The 19,622-nt window shown below is 70.7% G+C and carries 14 protein-coding genes; 6 read left to right on the forward strand and 8 right to left on the reverse strand.

Features of this window, described 5'->3' with window-relative positions:
* From AWB81_RS26680 to AWB81_RS45860, 8 genes are read right to left on the reverse strand one after another with little or no spacing between them, the layout of a single operon-like run.
* Positions 1–180 carry a hypothetical protein gene (locus AWB81_RS26680; protein ID WP_144444188.1) on the reverse strand — a complete coding sequence of 60 codons (180 nt, stop codon included), beginning with the start codon at positions 178–180 and terminating at the stop codon, positions 1–3.
* A gap of 15 nt (positions 181–195) precedes the next feature.
* Positions 196–1,350, reverse strand: a complete 1,155-nt coding sequence (locus AWB81_RS26685; RefSeq protein ID WP_062639535.1) for a CIS tube protein — start codon at positions 1,348–1,350, stop codon at positions 196–198.
* A complete protein-coding gene (locus tag AWB81_RS26690) occupies positions 1,347–1,862 on the reverse strand; it encodes a phage tail protein (protein ID WP_062639536.1) in 516 nt (171 codons plus the stop codon). Before AWB81_RS26690 ends, AWB81_RS26685 begins: the two co-directional genes overlap by 4 nt.
* Positions 1,862–3,493, reverse strand: a complete 1,632-nt coding sequence (locus AWB81_RS26695; RefSeq protein WP_062639537.1) for a hypothetical protein — start codon at positions 3,491–3,493, stop codon at positions 1,862–1,864. The genes AWB81_RS26690 and AWB81_RS26695 overlap by 1 nt, the downstream gene beginning before the upstream one ends.
* Before the next feature lie 11 nt (positions 3,494–3,504).
* On the reverse strand, positions 3,505–3,963 hold the full coding sequence (locus AWB81_RS26700; protein ID WP_062639538.1) for a phage tail protein: 459 nt from the start codon (positions 3,961–3,963) through the stop codon (positions 3,505–3,507).
* A 13-nt stretch (positions 3,964–3,976) separates the two neighbouring features.
* Positions 3,977–5,698, reverse strand: coding sequence for a phage tail sheath family protein (locus AWB81_RS26705; protein WP_062639539.1), 1,722 nt, complete (start codon positions 5,696–5,698; stop codon positions 3,977–3,979).
* A gap of 24 nt (positions 5,699–5,722) precedes the next feature.
* Positions 5,723–6,529, reverse strand: coding sequence for a hypothetical protein (locus AWB81_RS26710; protein WP_144444189.1), 807 nt, complete (start codon positions 6,527–6,529; stop codon positions 5,723–5,725).
* A gap of 54 nt (positions 6,530–6,583) precedes the next feature.
* The gene (locus AWB81_RS45860; protein WP_159938942.1) at positions 6,584–7,204 is read right to left on the reverse strand and encodes a Pvc16 family protein; all 621 of its coding nucleotides are present in this window, start codon (positions 7,202–7,204) and stop codon (positions 6,584–6,586) included.
* 658 nt (positions 7,205–7,862) lie between these two features.
* Between AWB81_RS45860 and AWB81_RS26720 the strand changes: the two genes are divergently transcribed.
* The 6 genes from AWB81_RS26720 to AWB81_RS26745 form a co-directional block, all read left to right on the forward strand.
* Positions 7,863–9,659 (forward strand): alpha-amylase family glycosyl hydrolase, encoded by a 1,797-nt coding sequence (locus AWB81_RS26720; protein WP_200822550.1) that lies wholly within the window; start codon positions 7,863–7,865, stop codon positions 9,657–9,659.
* 77 nt (positions 9,660–9,736) lie between these two features.
* Positions 9,737–10,588 (forward strand): hypothetical protein, encoded by an 852-nt coding sequence (locus AWB81_RS26725; RefSeq protein WP_062639543.1) that lies wholly within the window; start codon positions 9,737–9,739, stop codon positions 10,586–10,588.
* Positions 10,589–10,618: 30 nt separating this feature from the next.
* Complete coding sequence (locus AWB81_RS26730) at positions 10,619–12,703, forward strand: hypothetical protein (RefSeq protein ID WP_062639544.1); 2,085 nt, start codon at positions 10,619–10,621, stop codon at positions 12,701–12,703.
* A 16-nt stretch (positions 12,704–12,719) separates the two neighbouring features.
* Entirely contained in the window at positions 12,720–17,297 is a 4,578-nt protein-coding gene (locus tag AWB81_RS26735; protein WP_062639545.1) for a hypothetical protein, read from the forward strand.
* Positions 17,294–18,733: a hypothetical protein gene (locus AWB81_RS26740; RefSeq protein WP_062639546.1), complete on the forward strand. Its 1,440-nt coding sequence runs from the start codon at positions 17,294–17,296 to the stop codon at positions 18,731–18,733. The genes AWB81_RS26735 and AWB81_RS26740 overlap by 4 nt, the downstream gene beginning before the upstream one ends.
* A gap of 2 nt (positions 18,734–18,735) precedes the next feature.
* Positions 18,736–19,622: hypothetical protein (locus AWB81_RS26745; protein ID WP_144444190.1), on the forward strand; the 887-nt coding region annotated here is incomplete at its 3' end.

A 19,622-nucleotide genomic window follows, 5' to 3' on the forward strand; every position in this document is an offset into this window, starting at 1 on the left:
TCAATCCACCCGCAGCCGCATGCCGCGTTCTTCGTCGCGCCGCAGGAACAGGCGCAGCGCCTCGGGATCGGGACGCGGCGCGCGCATCGATGCGGCCGACCGCGCGCCGCCGCCGTCGTCGTTGCGCGGTTCGCGGGAATCCGGTTCGGGGGTTTCGAGCTGCACTTCGCCGATGGTCACGGGCATGATCGTTTCTCAGCGGATGCGCACGGAGGCGGTCAAGGGAGTGCCGCCGGCCATGGCCACGGCCGAACCGGACGCGTCGCCGGCGATGAGCCGGCCGGTGATGTCGAAGCGCGCGGTCGCGCCGCCGTAGACCGCGGCGGGACCGCTCGCCAGCAGCCGCGTGGGGTCGAGCCGCGTGCTCAGCGTGGCCGATTTCGATACGCCGAGTCCCGCGAACGCGCCGCTGCTCGCGGACACGCCCGCGCTTGCGCTCGCGCCGAACCCCGCGCTGATGCCTGCGCTTGCGCTGAATCCCGCTCCCGCGCCGACGCCTACGCCTGCGCCGATTCCCGCCGATGCGCTGACGCCCAGGCCAGCGCTCGCGCCGAATCCCGCGCCGGCGGAAGCCGAGCCGCCGGCCTTAGCGCCGATGCCGAACCCCACGCCCGCTCCGAGCGACGCACCCACGCCGGCTGATCCGCCCGCGCCGAACCCCGCCGAGGCGCCCGCGCTGAAACCCGCCGCCGCCTTGAGCTGCACGCCGCCCGACACCGCGAGCATCGCGCCCGCGCCTGCGCTGAAACCCGCCGCGGCGCCCGCGCCCATGCGCATCGATTCGAGGCCGTTGGCGGCGGCCAGTGCACGGCCGGCCCGCGCGTCGCCGCAGAGCGTCGCGATGGTGGTCGCCAGTGAGCCGTTCCCGGGCGCGTTGACATAGCTGATAGTGACGTATTTGGAGCCGGCCGGCATCGGCATGCCATGGAGGCTCACGATCGTCAGCGCCACGGTCGCGCGCAGCGGTGTGCCCTCGGCAGACCAGAAGTCGAGCGTCGTCGTCGCGGACTCGATCACGCCGTCGAACGAAAACGAGCCCCAGCGGAAGGTCACGGTCTTCGGCGCCTCGGCCTTGTCGCTCTTCTGCACGAGGATCAGCGCGTCGAGCTTGTCGGTGAACTTGTGCACGTCCACGCCGAGATCGGTGCTGTCGAAGAACAGTTCGACATCCATCTTCGCGGTGGTCGCCTGCGTGGCCTGCTTGGCCTCGGTCTTGCTGTTGCCGCCGGCTTCCTCCGACTGGAGCTTGTTGGTGCAGGTGAGCTTGAGCGAAGCCGGGTTGAACATCACCGGGAAAGCTTCGGCTTTCCTGCCCTCCGGTTCGAAAGTCGCCGGCTCGATCTTCATCATGGCGTCGCCTCCGCGTGCAGACCTTCATGGACCAGATGAAGTTCCTCAATGGCGATCTCGCCGGTGCGCGCGTTGAGATCGCCTGCGCGGTAGCGCGTCGGCATCGCGTTCGTCAGCGTCCAGGCGACCACGGGCGCGCGTCCGCGCAGCAGCGCGATCGTCACGTCGCTGCGACTCGTGGGCTGCCAGTTGCCGTTGGCCGTCAGGTCCGCGCCCGCGAACAGCGCCCACCACGCCCACAGATGCCGCGCCTGGATCACGCCGCGCTTCATGATCACCGTGCCGAACGTGACCGGCCCGACGCGCTGCAGCGCGCCGTAGTTGCGGCCGCCGACGCGGATGGTCTTCGGTTCCATCGTCGCTTCTAGGCCGGAGACTTCGGAGAACGCGCCGGTCACTTCGTCGGGCAGCCCGGCGGTCGGCGCGAAGCCGGCGCGCGCAAACGACACGTGGAAATTGAAGCCGGCGAGCGGCAGCAGCGGGTCCTGTCCGGCGGGCACGGGGATCGGCATCAGGCGGCCTCCCGCACGGCATCCGCGACGCCGCCGACGGCTAGCGTGACGGTGATCCAGCCGACCGACTGCGCCGGATTCACCGAGATCCTGACGATCAGCCGGCCGGCGTCGATGTCTTGCTGCGACATCGTCGAGGTGTCGCAGCGCACTTCGTAGGCATCGGCGGGACGCGCGCCGTCGAGCGCGCCCGCCGCGCGCAGGTCATCGAGCAGCGCTTCGAAATCGCGGCGCACGCTCGCCCAAAGCGCCGGCCCCGACACATCGAACAGGCGCTGCTCGCCCAGCCAGCGCGCCGCGCGGATGATGACGCCCATCAACCGCGAGGTTCCACCCGCGCGCCAGCCGAGGTTCGCGGCGAAGGTGGCGTCGGACAGCAGCACGAAGCGCCCGGCGCGCTCGCCCAGCAGCGACAGCCGGTCGCCCAGCCAGCTCGCGGCGGCGCCCGGCAGGCCGCGCTCGATGTCCGCCGTTCCGAGCTCGGGCGCGAGCCGGCGCACCGAGAAGCACGGCTGGCCCGCGGCCGCGCGGAACGTGCCGATGCCGAGCGAGTTGCGCGCGAGCACGCCCGCGAACACGCCTTCGGGCGCCTGCAGCCCTTCCGGCAGACCGAGCGATGCCTGGGTCTGCACCCACGGATAGACGAACTGCACGCGCGCGCCGGGAATGCTATCGAGCAGCGCCTGCCTAGCGACGCCGTTGCCCGGCTCCGACAGGAGCGCGAGTGGCCACGCCTGGCTGCGCGCGGGCACGGCGTCGGGCTGCATCGACGGCAACGGCAGGCTGGCGATGAGCATCACGTCACGCCGATGCGCCGATGAGCCGGCCGCGTCGAGCCGGTCCAGCACGAACGCAACGATCTCGCTCCAGTCGCCGTAGCCCGCGCGCGCGAGGCGCGGCGCTTGCGTCGGCGGGGGCGTCGGGCGGGCGTCGGGCAACACGCCGGGCAGGGCGGGCGCGCAGGTTTTCCATTGCTCCGGAACCGGCGGCGGCGCGGGCGCGGGCGCAAGCGGATCGGCCGGCAGCGCGAGTAGTTCGGGCAGATCGGGCAGCAGCAGGAACGCGACGTCGTCGAGGCCGAAGACGTGCTCGTAGCCGTGCCAGGTCGCGGGCGCGCGCGCATCGCCGGGAGCGGCCGCGCCCTTCCAGCCAGGCACGATCGGCACGCGCGTTCCGTGGTCCGCCGGCTGCGGCGCGTCGAGCGAAATCAGCCGTTTGCGGTTTTCAGCCGGCGTCTGCGGCGTGACGAGCGGCAGCGGGTCGCCGGTGCGCACGATCCACGCCTTTGCGCCGCCTTCCTCGAAGAACGATTTCACCGCGACGCCGAGCGCGCACGGCGCGGTCGCGCCTCCGGCGGCATCGGCGGGACGCGCGTTCCAGGCGTAGAGCGCCTCGAACGCGCTCCAGCTCTCGACCGCGACGGGAACGTCGAGCAGCGCGTCGACCTGCTGCGGCGGGCGCGCGAACGGGCCCGCACCCGCCCAGCCGGCGGCCTCGAGCGCGGCGCGCAGCGCGTCGGGCAACGGGTTCGCACCGCGCGCGACGAGACCCGTGAACAGCGCGACGTCGGCGCGGGTCGGCACGCCGGCGGCGGCCGGCGCGTCACGCAGGGTCAGGCGTGGCACGGGCATGGCGCACTCCGTCAGTTGTCGTCGAACTCGAAGCCTTCCGACGACACGACGAGCTCTTCCACCGCCACGTCGGAGCCGCCCTTGGCCGCGAGCGTCGGGCCGGTCCATTTCATCGGCCGCGCGTTGATGAGCTTCCACGTCTGCACGGGATTGCCCTGCTCGTCGTTGAGCGTGATCGACAGGACGCGCGACAGGGTGGGATCGGTGCGCGTGTCTCGCACCCATTGCCAGAAATTCGTCGTGCCCATTACGCCGCGCTTGAACGTGACGTCCGCGGCCTTGTGCAGTCCCGGAATCTTGCGGACGTGGTTCTCCACGTCGTTGCCCTGGCGATATTCCATCAGCGTGATTTCGGTGCCGATGCCAGTCACGTCGGAGAAGCCGCCGATCGGATCGCGCGAATTGCTGCCGTCGTTGAACTCGATCAGGAAGTTATAGGCGCCGTAGGGCGTGTTGCGTTGGATCGTCATAGCTCGATGCTCCTCAATCGCGCGCGCCGATGGTCGTCTGGCCGATGCGGAAGATGACGAACTCGGCGGGCTTGACCACCACCACGCCGATCTCGCAGATCATGCGTCCGTTGTCGAGGTCGTTCTGCGCCATCGTCGTGCGGTCGCAATGCGCGTAGAAGGCGTCTTTCGGCGTCGCGCCGATCAACGCGCCGTTGGCCCATTCGACGCGCAGAAAGTCGATGATGCCGCCGCGGACCTGACGCCACAGCGGCGGCCCGTTCGGCTCGAAGACGGCCCACTGCGAACCCTGATCGATCGACGCCTCGAGATAGAGGAAATAGCGCCGCACGTTGACGTAGGTCCAGTCGGGGTCGGAGCTGAGCGTGCGCGCGCCCCACACGCGGATGCCGCGATTGGGCAGGCTACGGATGCAGTTGATGCCGAGCGGATTGAGCACTTCCTGCTCGCCGAAGCGCACGTCGCGCTGCAGGCCGATCGCGCCGGTCACGACTTCGTTGGCCGGCGGCTTGAACACGCCGCGCTGGATGTCGGTGCGCGCGTAGATACCGCAGACGAAGCCCGAAGGCGGTAGCGCGATGGTGCTCGGCCGTGTCGGATCGGTCGATGCGAGCGGATTCGCGACGATGATCCACGGGTAATAGAGCGCGGCGTACTTGCTGTCGAGCGCGGATTTCAGCTCGCGGACGTCTTTCGGCTCCATTGACGGCGGCGTGTCGAGCACGGCGATACGATACGCGCGGCGCGTCTCTGCGCTGCCGATCAGCTTCTGGTTGATCGAGGCCGCCGTGTCGCGCTCGAAGGTCGACGAACCCGGCGCCGCGATGATCGAGATGTCCTCTAGGTTGAGCAGCAGATTCAGCGCGTTGTCCCAGTCGGCATCGGCGGGCGGGCCGTCGCCATCGCTGCCGCCAGTGAGCGCGTAGGTGCCCGCGCCTTTTTCGATCGCGGTGCGCAAGCCGAAGGTATCGACCTTCGAGCCGGGGTTGAGCACCACCGGATTGGTTAGCGCGTCGCGCGTGTTGGGCGGCGTCGGGCCGAGCACGAGCGGCGCGTAGCGCGCGTGCGCCGGATCGAGGCCGAGTCCCGCGTATTCGGCGACGACCGCGCCGGAGGCGTCGCGCACCACGGCCGAGAGCGTGACGATGCTCACCGGCGACTTGGCGTCGAGCGCCTTGAAGGCCGCGCCGCTGTCGGCGGCGGTCGTCCTGAGCGGATCGGTGCCCATCACGAAGTAGTCGTCGCCGGAGTTCACCAGGGTTCCGGGGTCCTGCCGCATCGCAAGCGCTTTCGTCGTGGCGAGCTTCGAAAGCGCGAGCTGCACGGTGAAATTCGCGTGCGTGACCGGATCCGCCGCGCCGCCCGATGTGCGCGCGGCGAGCTTGACCTTGTGATCGTCGTCGGCGGCGTCGTCGTTGATCGTCGCGCCGCCCGGCTTAGCGTTCGCGCCCAGCACGCGCGCGACGTACAGGCGCGACCCGCCGTTGGCGAAGAATGCGCGCGCGGCATGCGCCAGATAGTTGGTCGCCGACTTGCCCCCGATGGACAGATCGTCGAGACCGCCGTAATACAGCTCGAAATCGGCGAACGAGGTGAGCAGCGGCGGCGTGATGCCCGTCGCGCCGCGCCCCGTCATGCCGACGAAGCCGGTGGTGCTGGTCCCGACGCCCGCGATCGACTTCGGGCGCAGGCTCACTTCTTCGGGATAGACGCCGGGTGCGAGATATTCAGGCATGTGAGTGTCCTCGAGCGTGCCGCTTCATTGCGGCGTCCAGTGGAGCGCCGCGCTGGCGGATCGGCCGGTGGCGAGCTGCACGTTTTGCGGCGGCGTCGCCCGGGCCGCGAGCCGAACGGAGAGATCGTCCGGATCGACGAATCCCGACTGGCGCAGACGCGCGTCGCGGCGCGCCCGAATGATTTCGTCGGGACGATGGAACAGCGCGAGCGCCGGATCGACGATCGCATCGACTTCGCCGGCGATCTCGGCTGTGACAGTCGCGCCGGGCGCGGGAGAGCTGAGCGGCACGCCCGCCACCAGGAACAGTGCGTCGCCGGCGGCGTCGGTCAGCGCGTATTGCTCGGGCAGCCCGGCCGGCCGCAGACGCGCCAGCGCCTGCTCGACGACGCGCTCATCGTCGGCGCGGCGCACATTCACCCGCACCGCGGCCGTGAGTCCCGTGGCTTGCGCCGCGGGCGCGGCGAGCAGCGCCACGACGACGGGCGTCGTCGCGGGCGCGGGTGCGGCGGCGTTGGGATCGCGCGGCAGCTTGAGCGTAACGCGGCGCGTGCCGAGCGAAGCATCGGCGGGGCGCAGGTCGAGCACGACGTCGAGCGAGCCCACAGCGGGCGCGAGGCCGGCGGCGGGCAGATCGAACGCGGTGTAGGCGTCGAGGCCGGGGACGCGCGCGATGACCACGAGGCCGTCGCGCGCGGGGAACGTCCGCACGCCGGGCAGAGCCGGGCGCACCGACACCGCTGACCGCACCGGCTCGCCGAGCGGGCCGGTGAAGGCGAGCGCCGCCAGCACGCGGCGATCGACCGTCTCCCACGCGAGGATCGTGCTCATGGCCGTTGCTCCCGCATCGATCAATCCTCCGTACTGTTTTCGTAGCGCGGCGCGTCAGGACGCGCTCGCGAGCAGCGCATCGTCGACATCTGCGACGTCGAAGCGCGTCGCGACCACGTTCGGCCAGGACGGCCCAGGCCCGTAACGGATGCGCAGCACGCGCGCGCGAAAGGTCATGCTCGTGCGCAGCTTGCGCTGCAGCGCCGCCCAGAGACGGAACAGCGCATCGTCGGTGAGCGATTCCGGCACCAGTTGCACGGTTTCGTCCGGCTCCCAGGTGCCGGCCGGCCCGATCAGCACGGAACGGTCGAGACTCGGGCGCGCCATGAGTTCGAGCATCGCCCAAGTAAGGATCGACTGTTCGTCGCCCGCGTTGCCGCCCGACCAGACCGTCGCGAGATAGCTCACTTCGAGTGCGATCGACGTGGCTTCCGCCGTGTCAGGGGATGGCGCGCGCGGCGCGGGATAGTCGGAGAACGCGATGCGCAGGCAACTGATCGTGAGTCCCGCGTCCGGTTCCGGCGACGAGGCGAGCTTCGAAAGCGGCATCTGCGAGATGTCGAGCGCCGCGGCGATCGGCCCGAGCTTGCCTTCGGCGGCGAGCAGGTTGCGGCGCGCGACGAGCAGCGCGACGATGCTCTCGCCGAGCTGATTGATTGCAGCGAGTCCGGCCATCGGTGCGGCTTCCTGTGGGTTGATCCGCTCGTCGATCCGCGCGTGCGCGCCGGATGCGAAGCGCTTGCCGCGCGCGCCGTCATCCTCCGGACGGCTCGCGGCGAAAAGTAACGCATGCCTCCCGCTGCAATGATTACGTGATGAGACTCCAGCGAAATGCTTGGTACTACCGAAAATATGAACCACGCGAAGCGCGCAAAGGCGCGCCGGGGAGACGATCCGCGAGGCGCCGCGCCCGAGCGGCCCTGCATCGTTCGGCCGCCATGCGCAAAAAGAGTGCATGGCGCGAGTGATGATCGAAATGTCGTTGTCGTGCTGCTGCGTTCGAACGTTCGGACGGCAGCCGTGGCGTCTCTGGTGTCCGCGAAGTCCGCGGCAAGTGGCGCGATGTGGTTGCATTCTAGGACATGTCTTCCGCTTATCAAGGATCACGAAGAAAATGACGCGCGCCGCCGAATTTGCTTCTTGACAGACTCTGGCACTGTCCTACATTCGATGATGGAACCAGAGGCCTGCGCCTTCGCGTCCGCCATTTACCAGGAGAAAGGTCATGGCTCGTCCGAGAGCATCCACTCGCCGTCCCGAGCCCGTCCGGCGACACACGAGCCGCGCGTCCTAAGTCACGCTTTGGTCACGCAGCCGCCCGGCGCTCATAGCGATGCCTCAGCCATCGAACCTTCCCGGCATGGGCGCGCGGCCCGCATCGGGCGGCGTGTCGTTCCGGGTATGGGCGCCGTTCGCCTCGATTGTGTGCGTCGCGGGCGAGTTCAACGGCTGGAGCGACTCGGCGCATCCGCTCGCACACGAAGGCGGCGGCTACTGGTCCGGCAACGTCGGCGGCGCGAAAGCCGGGCAGCAGTATCGCTACCTGCTGTCGAATGGCGCGGCGGACAAGCTCTGGAAGAACGATCCCTACGCGCTTGCGACATCGAGTTCGAACGGCAACAGCATCGTCGTGGATACGGCGTTCTCGTGGAACGACGGCTACGGCATGCCGGCCTGGGACGAACTCGTCTTCTACGAGCTGCACGCGGGGTCCTTCAACGACGCGTCCGGCGGCGGCCCCGGCACCTTCGATACGATCATTCCTAAGCTCGATTATCTGCGCGACCGACTCAGCGTCAACGCGGTAATCGTGCTGCCGTCGGCGGAATTCATGGGCGGCATCAGCCTGGGCTACGACCCCTCGTTCCTGTTCGCGATCGAGCACGACTACGGCGGCCCGGCGGCGCTCCAGCGTTTCGTGCGCGCGGCGCACGAGCACGGCATCGCGGTGATTCTCGATGTCGTCTACAACCATCTCGGCCCGGGCGATCTCGACCTCAAGTGCTTCGACGGCTGGTCCGATCCATCGCATCCGGATGGCATCTATTTTTACGATCTCGAACGCATCGACACGCCGTGGGGCGGGCCGCGTCCCGACTACGGGCGAGGCGAAGTGCGCCAGTTCCTGCGCGACAACGCGCTGCAATGGCTCGAGCTGTTTCGCCTCGACGGCCTGCGCTTCGACGGCACCAACTATATCCGCACCGTCGACAACGACTGGCGGCAGATTCCCGATGGCTGGCGCCTCCTGCGCTGGATCAACGACGAAATCGACGCGCGCATGCCGTGGAAGCTCACCGTCGCCGAGGATATGCAGAACAATCCGTGGCTGACCGAGCGCACGGCGGCGGGCGGCGCGGGCTTCGACACGCAGTGGCACGCGGCTTTCGTCCACGCGGTGCGCGGCGTGCTGGCCGCGACCTGGGACGACGAACGCAACCTCGACGACATCGTGGGCGCGATCGAATCGACCTTCAACGAGGACGCGCTCCACCGCATGGTGTACACGGAGTCGCACGACGAATCAGGCGCGAGCAGCGGCAAGCGGCGGCTCGCGGAAGACATCTGGCCGGGCAACGCCGATTCCTGGGCGTCGAAGAAGCGCACGAGCCTAGGCGCGGCGCTCGTCATGACCGTGCCAGCCATGCCGATGTTGTTCCAAGGCCAGGAGTTCCTGTGCGGCGGCGCGTTCAGCGAGGCGCAGCCGCTCGACTGGGCGCGCAGCGACGCGTATCCCGGCCTGATCGATCTGCATCGCGATCTGGTGCGCCTGCGGCGCAACTGGTTCGACACGACGCGCGGACTGCGCGGCCCGCATGTGCACGTGTTTCATCGCAATCACGCCGATAAGGTCGTCGCGTTTCATCGCTGGTATGGCGGCGGCCCGCGCGACGATGTCGTCGTGGTACTGAACTTTTCGGCGCGCAGTTTTCCGTCGTACAGCTTGGGCTTTCCGCGCGAAGGCTTGTGGCGCGTGCGCCTGAACAGCGACTGGAGCGGCTACGACGACAGCTTCGCGAACTGCGCGTCGTCCGACACCTATGCGAGCTGGGGCACGAACGATCCGATGCCGTTCGGCGGGAGCACCGGCCTCGGCGCGTACTCGGCCGTGATCCTGTCGCAGGACTGAACGCGTGAGCCGGGTGCCGGCGACCGGCTTTGTCGCCCCCAACGTCGCCTAAACGTCGACCCGAAGGATGAACGCCCATGACCAGCGCCGATCCGCTTGCTCCGGCCGACCCGCTCCAGGCACTTCCGCCGCCGGAGCGCGTCAATTACGCGACGGGCGTGCTGCTCGATTCGCAGGATTTCGTCGACGAGCAGACCTATCACCGCTCGCGTCTCGCGGCGGCGCTCAAGGCGGTTGACGGCTTCGGCACGCTCAGCGGCTTGCGCGTCGTACCGCCGGCCGAGGGCGACGCCGAACTAGAGCTGAGCGTCTCGCCGGGACTCGCGGTCGATCGTTTTGGACGCCTGATCCAGATCGACGCGCCGCAGTGCATCCGGCTCGCGCGCTGGTTCGCCGCAACCTCGACGCCGCTGTTGCGCGCGGCGATTCCGACGCCAGGCAATCTCGTCGCCGATGTGTTCCTGTCGGCACGCTGTTGCGCGCGCGGCAAGACGCAGGCGTTCGCGAGCGGCCTCGCGCAAGGGCTCGACGCCGTGACGCCCGCGCGTCTCGCCGAGCAGCCGCAGCTCGATCTGGTGCTGCGCGCGGAGGCGTCGCCCACGCCCGCGCCGAAGAACTTCTGGCCCGCGCCGACCGCCGACGCCGCCACGCGCCTGCAGGCCGTGCTCGGCAGCTGGGAAGCGCCCGACGCGAACGATGCGCAGGGCGGCCTCGATCCGCTTCAAGAGCACGTGATCGGCCAGGACACGTCGGCGACGCTGCTCGCGCGCGTGGCGATTCCGGTGAACGTCGGCAACGGCGCGGACGACCGGCCCGCGCTCGATCTCGCACGGCGAGTGTCGGTCGACAACAGTCTGCGGCCGTTCATCTTCATGCCCGGCAAGTGGCTGGGCCGCGCGTTCGACGCGACGCCGCTCGTGCAGCCTTGATGACGGACATGAGGACCGGAGGAACCGCCCATGAAAAACCTCAACCTCAGCGTCGCGAGCAGCCGGATCGGGATCGACGTCGCCGAAGTCTCCGAAATCGCGCGGATGGCGCGCACGGCGGACCCCGGCATCATCTCGAACGACGACATGCAGAGCCTGCTCGGCCAGTCCGCGCTCGTGCTCGACGGATTGCGCACTCGGCCGCGCTATTTCGACGGCCGCTTTCTCACCGGCGTCGATTTCAGCCGCGATCAGGATTACGTGCGCCAGCGCCAGAGCGATCTCGCGCGCGCCAGCGGCACGGGCGTTGTGACGGGGTTGCGCGTGAGCCTCGGCGGCGCGAGTGGTGGCCAGACGCTCGTCATCCAGCCGGGACACGGCATCACGCCGTCGGGCGATCTCGTGATGGTCACGAGCGCGCGCGCGGTGCCCTTGCTCGATCTCGCGTCGAGCCGCCAGCTCGACGTCACCTTCGGCCTGAGCGAGCTGCCGAGCGTGCCGATCGGCCGGCGCACAGGCTTGTTCGTGCTGGCGTTGCGCCCGGTCGAATTCACCGCGAATCCGATCGCCGCGTATCCGACGCGCATCGACGGGCCGCGCCAGATTCAGGACGGCGACATCATCGAGGCGACGTCGATCGACCTGATTCCGTATCCCGAGGCCGGCTCCGTGTCCCTCGACGACTCGCGGCGCGCGGTCGCGCGGCGGCTATTTCTCGGCGCGGCGCACGGACTGCCGCAGGACGCGCTGCCGCTCGCGATGATTGCGCTCGATAAAGGAACGGTGCGCTGGATCGACGTCGATCTCGTGCGGCGCGAGACCGGCACCGACACGCCCTTGCAGGTCAACATGGGCGCTCGCCCGCGCGCGTTGTCGGAGGCGTTCGTGCTGCAGCATCGGCAGCATCTCGCGGACGTGCTTGCCGATCGCGCGCGCGCCGGCCTCGCGCCGGCCTTCTCCGCCGCGCAATACTTCGCCGCGCTGCCCGCCGCCGGACAAATGCCCGCCGCGGCGATCCTGCCGGACAACCTCGGCTTCCGGCAGATGTGGTTTCCGCCGAGCGTCGATGTGGACGTGAGCTTCGTTCCGGCCGACGAGATCGCGGCGCTGGTTGAGGAAAGTCTCGCGCTGCCGCCCATCGATTTGCTGGCCGATCCCGCCGATCTCGACGCGACCGGCGTCGTCGTGCTCGCGCCCGTCGCGCGTTCGATGCTGCAGCGCTTCGAATCGGCGCTCGCGGCGTTGTCGCAGCCCGCGCGGTCGGACCCCTCGCAGGGCTTGCGGCGCGTGCCGTCGCAATTGCTCGCGCAGCTCGTGTCGCGCCAGATTCGCCTGCCGCAGATGAGGCCGGCCGCGCCGCCCGCGCTCGCCGCGAATGCGCAGGCGCAGCAGCAGACGCAGCTCTGGCAGACCTCCTGGGCCGAGGCGCTCGCCGCGATCGCGCCGGATGCGTCGGGCGTGCCGCTGCTCTGGTACGTGCGCCGCCGCGCAGTCGCCTACGATTCACAGATGATCGGCCTCGCGGTCGAGGCCGGCGACGGCGACGAGGCGCTGATGCTGAGCGTCGACGCCCGCCTGCAGACGCTCGGCCTCACTGCTAAGCTCAAGGACCTGGTGAGCCGCGCGACGCCGTTCGCCGTCGCGCGCATCTACGCGCTGCTGGGACTGCCGCGCATCGCGGCCTCCACCGTGCTGACGGCGTCGGTTGTGCACGATCTCGCCATAGCCGCGCCGCCCGCCGATCCCGCCGCGCCGAATCCGCCGCCGCGCCTGATCCTGCCGCGCCCGGGCGTGCAGTTGCCGCCGCTGCAGCCGAAGAGCGCGCATCTGCTGGAAGGCGATGTCATCGACATCACGAATCGCTACGACGCGCCCGATGCCGGAGACGGCCTCATCGCGCTGTTCGCCGCGCAGGCGAGCGATCCGCTCGACAACAACGCACAGCTCTGGATCGGCGGCACTGGTCTCGCGCCGGACCTGGATCAGGCGGCGCTGCATCTCGCAGGCGACGCGCTGACTCAGTTCGCCGCCTCGGTGCGCACGCTCGCGCGCAAGGCCGACGACGCTTCCGCCGCCGCGCTGAAGACGCTGATCGCCGACGCGCCCGGCGGCTAACGACGAGGAGTCCCTCATGCGCATCGTTTCCGCCATCGACCGCCCGCTCGCCGACGAACACGTGATCGGTGTCGATCCGCCGCTCGTCGCGCAGTTGCCGGGCGTGTGGCGGCGCCGCATCAATCCGCTCGCGGGCCGCTCGCTGAGCGATCTCGCGCTGACCGCCGAACAGGATGCGCGTGCCGGCGTGCAGCGGCTGCGCGGGCAGAGCGTGAGCGCGGGCATCGTCTCCGGGCTCGACGTGATGCTGGAGCCGGGCGCTCTCGGCGGCGCGCCCAACCACGCGCGCATGCAGATTCTTCCGGGCCTCGGCCTCGCGCGCTCCGGCGAGGACGTGGTGGTGGCGTCGCCACGCAGCATCGCGCTGGCGGATTTGCCGGTGCGGGCGCGCGTCGATGTGCTCGATGCCATCGCCTCCGGCGCGCCCGCGCCCGCCATTCCGCCAGTGCCGGCGGGCGCGGGCATCGCGGTCGCGGGCGTGCTCGCGGGCATGGCGGCGCCGTTGCCGCGCCGGCTCTCGAAGCCGTCGCTCGGCGGGCTGATCGGCGCGGCGGCCGCAGCGGCGCTGCCGCGCGTCGCAGTGTTGGTCGCGCAGCCGGTGACGGTCACGATGCTCGCGCAAGCCGCCGACGCCTGCGGCCCCGATCCGCGCGACGATCCCTACGACGATCTCCAGCGCGTCGACGGCGTGCGCCTGCTGCTCGATCTGTGGCCCGCCGAGATGGTCGCGCGCGCGGGCGTCTCGGATTATTCGCTGCCCGCGCCGGGACCCGCCCAGCGCAATCAACTCGCGTACCGGATCTTCGATGTCGAGCGGCTGCAGGCGCCGGACGAGACGCATCCGTGGGAAGACGTCGGCGTGGCGCTCGCGCTGATCGGCTTCAATGCCGACTGGACGCTCGCCTTCGTCGATCGAAGCAGCGTCGCGCGGCTCGCGGGCATGCCAAAGCCGCGCACGCCGGCCGTGGCGGGCGCGGGCAACGCGCTGCTGTGGCAGGCGCAGGTTTCGCAGTTTTCCGAACAGATGGCGAGCCTGAGCGACCTCGCGCCCGCGACGCTCGCCGCGACATTCCGGCGTCTGCCGCCGGTCGGCTTTCTGCCGATCGATGTTGTCGAGCTGGCGCAGCATCGGCAGAACTTCTTCTCCGCCGGATGGGGCGTGACGCTCGCGCCACTGCCGCTCGAACAGGCCGATCTGGTCGCCGCCGAATCGGCCGCGCTGCTGCCGTTCAATCTCGACGTCATCGACGAGGCGGAACTGTTTGTGCCCGTGCCGGAGCGGGTCTACGAGCCGGGCCTGTTGCAGATCGCCGGGATGGATCCCGCGTTCGATCGCGCCGTCGATGGCGCGATCGCGGCGCGCAGCGAGTGGCTCGCGCGGCGTGAGTGGGTGCGCCGCCGCCGCGATGTGCTGCAGGACGCGGTGAGCGGCCAGCGTCCCAGCTGGCCGACCGCCGACGTCAGCGCCGACGAGATGCTGCCCGACCCGGCCGCGCGGGCGCCGCTCGGCTGCACGCAGATCCGAGAGGTAGCGGCAGGCGCGAACCCGCGCACCTTGACAATGACCGCCGCGGGCAGCTCGCTCGTCTTCGCGCCGGGCGATGTCTTCTACTGCTGGGTGCGCATCGTCGATGCGGCGAATCTGACGGGATTTTCCGTCGCGCTCGGCATGAATACGCGCACGGCCGCGCCCGACTGGAGCCATCTGGCGTTCTGGGGCGCGGCGGACGCGGCCGGTGGCGCGCCTCCGGCGAACCTGTCGGCGGGCGCGCTGCCCGCGCCGAGCCAGTGGACTATGCTGCGCGTGCCGGCCGATCGCGCGTGGACCGCGGCGAACGCGTCGCTCGTGCGCATGAGCATCGACGGCATTCAGCTCGCGCAGCACGGCGGCACGGTGCAGTGGGGGCCGATCGGCAAGCTCGACGCCGCCGGGCTCGACACTGTCTGGATCGCCGACGAGGCGCCGCCCGGCGCGCGTCTGGCCGATTCGGCGAACGCCAATGCGAGCGTCTGGCCGAGCGTTCCGGCGGGCGGCGGTGTGAATCCCGATCCGCCCGAGGACGACTTCGCGACCGTCGCGAGCGGCGGCGTGCGCACCGCGGCGGAGGTGCTGGCTCTCCGCGCGCGCTGGCCGCAGGATCTCTTCGCCAACGATTTCCGCGATCTCGACGAAGCCGGCATCGACGGTTTCGTGCAGGCTCTGGAGAGCCGCATCACGGCGACCAACGACGCCGTCGATCTCGGTTTCCTCAAGTCGCGCGCGAACATCTATCGCGTGCGCCAGTACATACTCGGCGCGGATGCCGCGTCGCGCCTCGTGACGTCGCCCGCGCTCGCCGATACGGTCGTGCGCAATGAAAGCGCCCGCGCGCAGAGCGCCGACCTCTCGACCTTCGCGAAGGCCGCCTACGAGACCGATTTTCTGCGCGATCCGTCCAATCCGCTGAAGACGGCGCCGCCGGGCACCTTCGAGGCGACGCCGGCCGCGCCCGGCAACGCGCCCGGGCCGATCGTCAAGCCGGTGGCCAAAGGCCCGGACGACATCCGCTCGTTCACGCCGGTCGCGGTGGCCGTGCCGCCCGTGCGCAATTTCGACCTCACGCGCATCGCGCGGGTGAGCCCGGTCATCGGCGCCGCTGCGCCCATCGCCACGCCCTTCGCTGCGCCGATATTCACGCCCATCGTTACGCCCTCCGCGACGCAGAAAGTCTCGCTCGCCGCCGCGACGACGCCCGGCACGCTGACGCTCACGTCCGCCGTGTCGGCGCTCGCGGGTGCGGCGCTCGTGCACGACGTACAGACGCCCGTCACCCTCACGTCGCTCGCCGCGGGTCTCGCGGCCCAGTGGCGCGGCGTGAGCATCGCCGACGTGCGGGCGCAACTGCCCATCGCCGGGCCGATCGACCGCACCGCGAGCGTCGCCGAACGCCTGACGCCGCCGCCGTCAGTGGATGCGTACAGCTACGCCATCGCAGGCAAGCAGGATGTCGTCGATGCGCTCGGCGGCCTGATCCAGACCGATGGCAGCGTGCGGCCCGCGGGCATCGCGCTGGGCGATCTGCCCGCGCCTGGATTTCACGCGCTCAAGGCCGGCGACGCAGGGCCGACCGTCGCCCAGTTGCTGGCCGATCAGCAGAAGGCCGCCGACCAGCGCGCGTTCGGCGACACCGAGGCCATCCCCGACAAGAACGGCGCACCGGCGCGCCACGAAGCCGATTATTTCACCTTTGCCGTCAAGGCGATCGACAACAGCATCGCGATGATGCGTCTGGTGGAGGCGCGCATCGCGACCTACGACGGCCTCGTCGCCGATGCTCGCAGCGTGCGCGTCGCGCTGACGGGCCATATCGTCGACGCCGACGCGCGACTGCGCACCATCGACGTGCAGGTCGAGGAAGCGCGCCAGGATCTCGGCGTCGCGTCGTCGCTGCGCGCGGAGGAACAGGCGCGCGTCGATGCGCTCAACGCGCGGCGTCACGCTGTGCTCGCGGCCAACGCAAACATCGTGCTGTACCGGCGTCCGCGGCGCGCGGCGCGCATGTCATCGGTGCCGACCGTCGCGGCGGCGTCCGCGTCCGATGCCGCGCCGATCGTCGCGTGCAACCGCGAGCATCCGGCCGTGCCCGAGCAGATCCAGGCGTACGTTGCATTGCTGCGCGACGCGCCGGTGTCGTGGTTCCCGAACGTGCATCCGCTCGTCGATCGCATCGACCGGCTCGACGCCGTGCGCGCCGCGCTCGTCTCCGTGCAACAGCGGGCCGCGGCTGCGCCGGTTGCGGCCGCGTCGGTCGCGGCGTCGGCGACGGCGTCTAAATTCCTGCTGACGGTCGGGCGGGTGATGGTTGCGCAGCAGACCGCGCTCGCCGGCCGCCGCACGCAGGCGCTGCAGCTCGATCTGGGCGCGATCGCATCGAGCAGTCTCGCGAACGCGCGGCGCGTGCTGATCCAGCGCGGCTCGCTCGCCGACCTGCTCGCGGGCGATCACAACCGCGCCGTCCTGAGCACGGCGGTGGCGAAGGAGATCGATCAGATTGCCGCCGCCGCCGCGTGTCTGCACGCCGCGTTCGGCGACGCGCCGCCCGCGAGCCGTCTGCGATGGGCGGAGCTTCTGAGCGAGTTCGACAAGCCCGTGCTGCTGCGCGATCTCAGCGGCCTCGCCGGCTGGACCGGTTTGCCGCCCGACACGCGGCGCACGCAGCAAGGTCTGGTCGACTGGCTGTTCGGCCGCATCGATGCGTCGATTCCCGCCGCACTGACCGCGATCAGCGAACTCGTGCGCATCTGCCTGCTGATGGCCGCGCACGCGCCGGTCGAGCGGCTGATTCCGGCGCGCCTCGTCGCGCCCGCGCCCGCGCGCCCGGGCAGCGTGTTCCACGTGTTCGCGGACAGCAGCGCGGTGCGCATCGGCATGACGGCGCTCGTGCGGGATGCGGGCGGCAAGGTGCTCGCGCACGCGGTCGTCGAGGACTTGTCCGATGGCGTCGCGCAGTCGCGCATCACACAGACATTCGGCGCGATCGACACGCTTACGGCGTCCACGCGCATCGATCTCAGCGACCGGCCGATCGCGCTCGCCGCGTCGCTGGTCGGATGAGCGTGACGCGCGTCGATGTCGCCTGCCTGCGGCTGCGCGCGCCCGCCGCCGCGGCGACGCGCGCGCGGGCGTGCGCCGAGGACGCGCTGCGCATCGCCGCGCCGGACGATGAGCGGCTCGTCGTCGTGCGGCGGCTCGATCTCGGCTGCCTGCGCGCGACGGCATCGGCGGCGCAGTGGGCGCAGCGCGCGCACACGCGCCTGTCCGGATCGATCGCGCGCGCCGTGCATGCGTCGTCCGTCGCCGCCGCGTCCGCCGAGGCGGTCTGGTTCGCGTCGGACATGGAAGCGCGCCTGCTCCTGCTCGCCCAGCTGGCGGTGGGACGGCGGCCGTCCGCGTGGTACTGGCGTCTTGCGGTGCCGGACTGGCAAGACGCGCCCGCCGCGCGCCATTATTTCGCGTCGCTGCTCGCGCAGGCGAATCGGAGTCCGAAGCTTCTGGCGGAACTGGCGCGTATCGTGACTGACATTGCCGATGTGCCGCTGATGCGCGCGCTGTCGCCGTGGATCGGCGATGCGCCTTCGAGCGCCTTCGCCACGCGGGAGCCGTTCGCGGCGGCGCGCCCCGTGCCCGTGCCGGCCGAGGCGCGGCGGCGCGCGACGCGTATGGCCTCGCGCGCGCGTCTGGCCGAGGCCGCGCGCGACGCGCGTCTGCCCCTCGCCGCGCTGCGCCTGTTCGTGCGCCTTGCGCTGATCGCGGATTCCCCGGAACTCGTCGCGGATGCCGCTCATCTCGACGCCTGCGCGGACGAGGTCATCGCGCTGTTGCGAGAAGAGGCGCGGCCGTCGGCCGAGCGCAGCGTCGCGCTGCATGATTTGCCGACCGGGGCGCGCCATGACGCGCCGCATGACGCGCCGCCGTTCCCGCTCGACATCGCGCCCGCGCGCGGCGATAAGCAGCGCCGCGACGCGCAGGCATCCGACGCCGCGACGGCATTGTCCACGCTCGACGCCGACACGCCTCAGCACGCGTGGATCGCCGCGCCCGACGAACAGCCGAGCGCCGCTGCCGGCGTCTGGCTGCTGGTGCGACCGCTCGAGTGCATCGGCTTCGGCGCGTGGCTCGACGCGCGGCCCGCGCTCGCCGCTGCTGGTTTCGGACCGGCGCTGCTGCGGCACATCGCGTGGGGCATGCGCGTTCCGCCCGACGATCCGCTGTTCGCGTTCCTGCCGCCGCCGATCGACGATCTTCAGCCCGGATGGCTCACGGCATGGCGCGTCGGCCTCGACCGCTGGCTGCGCCGCCGCGTGCGCCGCACGCTCGCGCGCGTCGTGCTGCGGCGCGGCTGGCTGAGCGCACATCCCTCGGGCGTGAGCGTGCGCTTCCGGCTCTCCCAGGCCGATATCGCGCTGCGGTTGCGCGCGCTCGATGTCGATCCGGGCTGGGTCGGCTGGCTCGGGCGGCACATCACGTATCACTATCGCGACGAGGCCTGACGATGAATGGACTCTCCGGGCCGCCCGTCGCCGATCTCGGTGTGCTGGCGCTGGCCGCGGTCTCGGCGCATCTCGGCCGCGACGAGACCGGCTTTCAGGCGCGCATGCTGCCAGCGTGTATCGACGCGCTGCAGGTCGTCGGCAGCGAGCGCGATCGCCGGCTGCTGCGCGTCGCCGAAGCCTTCGCGCTGGATCGTTTCGAACTGTTGACGGTCGCGCTGATCCTCGCCGCCGACACCGATGCGATGGTCGCCCGCGCTCTCGCCGAAGCCCAGACGCCGCTCGGCGGCTCGCGGCCCTTGCTCGGTTTCGCGGCGGCGGTGTTCGAATGCGTGGGCGCTAGCGTGGCGGGGTTGGCCTTTGGCGCGGCCGCGCGGGCCGGTCTGCTGACGATCGCGACGATTTCGGCGACGGGCAGCGAATCGGCGGCGCTCGCGGAACGCACGCTCGCAATCCCGACGCCGCTCGCGGCGGCGTTGTGCGGCTGCGACGCCGACTTCGACTGCGTGAGCCTGCGGCCCGCGCCGCCGCTGCCTTTGCCGCACGAGGTGACGCACGAGGCGCGACGCCGCGCCGCGATGCTGCGCGACCGGCCGAACGCGGGGCTGATCGTGCGCTCGCCGTCGCTTGCGGAGGCGCTCGCGGTGGCGCAGCAGGTCACGTCGATGCTGGGCTTTCGGCTCGCGCGCATCGAAGGAAAGCCGCCGCCGGTGCTCGCGACGTGGCTCGTCGCGAGCGGCCGGCTGCCGGTCTTCAGCGCCGATCCTGCGCCCGGCGAGCGCTGGAGCCTGCCGCCGCTCGGGTCGTACGCCGGTCAGTGGCTCGTCGTCTGCTCGACGGAAGGCGCGATCGAAGCCGACGTTCCCGGCGACGAATGGCCGCTCCCGAT

This window comes from Caballeronia arationis (genome assembly GCF_001544975.2).
GTDB classification, from domain to species: domain Bacteria; phylum Pseudomonadota; class Gammaproteobacteria; order Burkholderiales; family Burkholderiaceae; genus Caballeronia; species Caballeronia arationis.

Excerpts from the sequence above, each read along its gene's own strand:
- AWB81_RS26685 (WP_062639535.1), bottom strand. The coding sequence starts at position 1,350 with ATGATGAAGATCGAGCCGGCGACTTTCGAACCGGAGGGCAGGAAAGCC.
- AWB81_RS26690 (WP_062639536.1), bottom strand. The coding sequence starts at position 1,862 with ATGCCGATCCCCGTGCCCGCCGGACAGGACCCGCTGCTGCCGCTCGCC.
- AWB81_RS26695 (WP_062639537.1), bottom strand. The coding sequence starts at position 3,493 with ATGCCCGTGCCACGCCTGACCCTGCGTGACGCGCCGGCCGCCGCCGGC.
- AWB81_RS26700 (WP_062639538.1), bottom strand. The coding sequence starts at position 3,963 with ATGACGATCCAACGCAACACGCCCTACGGCGCCTATAACTTCCTGATC.
- AWB81_RS26705 (WP_062639539.1), bottom strand. The coding sequence starts at position 5,698 with ATGCCTGAATATCTCGCACCCGGCGTCTATCCCGAAGAAGTGAGCCTG.
- AWB81_RS26710 (WP_144444189.1), bottom strand. The coding sequence starts at position 6,529 with ATGAGCACGATCCTCGCGTGGGAGACGGTCGATCGCCGCGTGCTGGCG.
- AWB81_RS45860 (WP_159938942.1), bottom strand. The coding sequence starts at position 7,204 with ATGGCCGGACTCGCTGCAATCAATCAGCTCGGCGAGAGCATCGTCGCG.
- AWB81_RS26720 (WP_200822550.1), top strand. The coding sequence starts at position 7,863 with ATGCCTCAGCCATCGAACCTTCCCGGCATGGGCGCGCGGCCCGCATCG.
- AWB81_RS26725 (WP_062639543.1), top strand. The coding sequence starts at position 9,737 with ATGACCAGCGCCGATCCGCTTGCTCCGGCCGACCCGCTCCAGGCACTT.
- AWB81_RS26730 (WP_062639544.1), top strand. The coding sequence starts at position 10,619 with ATGAAAAACCTCAACCTCAGCGTCGCGAGCAGCCGGATCGGGATCGAC.
- AWB81_RS26735 (WP_062639545.1), top strand. The coding sequence starts at position 12,720 with ATGCGCATCGTTTCCGCCATCGACCGCCCGCTCGCCGACGAACACGTG.
- AWB81_RS26740 (WP_062639546.1), top strand. The coding sequence starts at position 17,294 with ATGAGCGTGACGCGCGTCGATGTCGCCTGCCTGCGGCTGCGCGCGCCC.